This window comes from Deltaproteobacteria bacterium (assembly GCA_011773515.1).
GTDB lineage: Bacteria > Desulfobacterota > Deferrimicrobia > J040 > J040 > WVXK01.
The window spans coordinates 30,420-32,728 of sequence record WVXK01000004.1 but is presented as its reverse complement, the minus strand read 5'-3'; the positions used below and the strand labels follow the sequence as shown (position 1 = coordinate 32,728).

Here is a 2,309-nt window from a genome sequence, read left to right as displayed (position 1 = left end):
TCCCACTCCTGTGGAGCACTCGTCGCCGTTGACAACACCTTCGCCACGCCCATCAACCAGCTGGTGCTGGATCTCGGAGCGGATATTGCCGTGCATAGTGCGACCAAGTACCTGGGTGGGCACAGCGATTTGACGGGCGGCGTCCTGATGGGGCCGAGGGGGCTCATCGAACAGGTAGGCCCGTGGAGGAAAAATCTCGGCCAGATGATGGCCCCTGAAATTGCAGCTCTTCTCGCAAGGAGCCTTCGCACCCTTCCCATTCGTGTGGAGCGTCAGAATCAGACCGCAAGGGGAGTGGCGGAAGCGATGAGGGGCCACCCGAAGGTGAAAAGGGTCCTCTACCCCGGATTGACCGACTTTCCCCAGCACGAACTGGCAAGGTCCCAGATGTCCGGGTTCGGGGGAATGCTTACCCTCGAGATCGACGGCACGGGAGAAGACGCGACAAGGGTGGTTGACAACCTGGAGCTGTTCACTATTGCCGCGAGCCTCGGCGGCCCTGAGAGCCTCGCCACCCAGCCGATGACCACCACCCACCATGGCCTTACCCCGGAAGAGAGGCTGAAACGGGGAATCACCGACTCCATGATCCGGTTTTCCATAGGTCTTGAGTCGACGAAAGATCTGGTCGAGGACCTGACACGGGCCCTCGATCATCGCTAGGGGGTCAGTTCCCATTTTCTCACATTTCGCATAACCACCCTTCTCCTGCGACGATCACGCCTCTGCTACCCCTCTTTCCTCCTGGGAAACATGCGAAAAACCTGAGGATATGGGAACTGACCCCCGGTTACCGCTGACCCCTGGTTACCGGGACCGTATCCTTTTCGGATCGAACTCCGTCTGCAGGTGTGAAGGGAGAAATAATTATTTATGATTTTAGGAGGTAACGATGAATTCACATGAAGGAACTATTCAGGCAGACAGGCAGTTCGGATTAACAACTAGGGCGCTGGCGGGGATGTGTCACAGCTGCGGGATATGTCCCTACGCGAACCGGAAACCCGGTACTCTATTCGAAAGGCTGATGCGCTGGCATCGCACCTGGTGTCCTGCCTGGGCCGCCCACACGAAGGTGTACGGCTTGAAGGATCTTTCATTTTGACCCCGGAAGCTCCATTCGAGCCTGGGGCCTTTACCCTGAGATCGAGGAACGGGGTCTTGTTTGGATTTTACCCATCTCGTGATACCCTGTACTTACCTGTCTAATTGCCACGTCGCATTCAATCGAAACAAGCCCCACGTTCGGATCAGACGCATAAGACCGCTAAACGGGAGAGGAAAAATGCCTTTCTATTTAAAAGAGGTGGATGTCGTTCCTGAGATTGCGAAGTTCCAATCGGCCCTGATCGTCATCTGCAGGTTCTGCCCCGCCGCCAGCATGGCCATGAGAAACAACCAGCCCTACATCGAGCTGTTTCGCAGGTTTTTACGTACCGAATCGTTTGAACAGCACATCGAGGATATCCGATCACGCCTGGAAAAAGAAGGCGTAAGGACAGATCTCTTCCAGGGGAATCTCTTGAACTTCATGACGTGCATGTGGACATTGCGGCAGCAGGAGAAATTATCGGAGCGGGCACGTGAGTACGACGTTGCCGTGGTCATGGGCTGCGAAAGCGCGTATGAAAATGTGTGTGACAAGGTCAAATCGACCGGTTGCCGGGTAATCCAGGGCATGGAGTCTCAAGGTGTGTTCAGCGCCATACCGAAATTCCGTTTGCCCTTCAATATATCACTTGAACTATTGCGGGTAACCCAGATGGTGTACCAGAAGAAGGAAGGGTGAGAAATCTCCCTAATAAAATGCAGACAAAGTGGGCCTGGCGTGAGGAAACGGGAATCATATTTCTCATGTACAATGTCTGCTATCTCCTTGAAAACCTGCTACCTTGGAAGATTCGATTGACCGGATGGGGGGTTACATTCTCATCTGTGATACGAGAAAGAGGTCAATCGCAATCGACTCCAAGAGAAAGAACAGGGCAATTAGCAGCATCAGGATGGATAGTGATCCACTTCGCTGTTTTGACTGCTTGATGGATAGAACGATTTCGGCGATCAGCCAGGACAGATTCAGGAGAGGAACCGATACAATGAGGATGAGGAGCGTTGCAAACCCTGCATGGGTCTGATTGAATCCGAATAACAGATCAAACTTTGCGCCCACATAGAGCATCATCGGCAGTTGGGTCAGGAATATCGCTGCGCCCCTGAAAAAATTCACGCCAGGGGGGTCAGTTCCCATTTTCTCACATTTTGCATAAGTCGCTCTGCTCCTGCGATGATCAAGCCTTTGCCACCTGTCT

General features: G+C 53.5%; 3 protein-coding genes and 1 pseudogene (1 of these 4 only partly in view). 3 read left to right on the top strand and 1 reads right to left on the bottom strand.

The annotated features are described in order from the left end of the window. The 3 genes and pseudogenes from GTN70_00680 to GTN70_00670 all read left to right on the top strand — a co-directional run. A pseudogene (locus tag GTN70_00680) lies at positions 1-663 on the top strand (cystathionine gamma-synthase) (it extends 434 nt beyond the left edge of the window). Between the two features lie 229 nt (positions 664-892). Continuing rightward, positions 893-1,105 carry a hypothetical protein gene (locus GTN70_00675; GenBank protein NIO15515.1) on the top strand — a complete coding sequence of 71 codons (213 nt, stop codon included), beginning with the start codon at positions 893-895 and terminating at the stop codon, positions 1,103-1,105. 180 nt (positions 1,106-1,285) lie between these two features. Continuing rightward, entirely contained in the window at positions 1,286-1,789 is a 504-nt protein-coding gene (locus GTN70_00670) for a hypothetical protein (GenBank protein NIO15514.1), read from the top strand. Between the two features lie 132 nt (positions 1,790-1,921). Here the strand turns inward: GTN70_00670 and GTN70_00665 are convergent, their stop codons facing one another. Further along, positions 1,922-2,227 carry a hypothetical protein gene (locus tag GTN70_00665; protein NIO15513.1) on the bottom strand — a complete coding sequence of 102 codons (306 nt, stop codon included), beginning with the start codon at positions 2,225-2,227 and terminating at the stop codon, positions 1,922-1,924. Positions 2,228-2,309 lie beyond the last annotated feature (82 nt).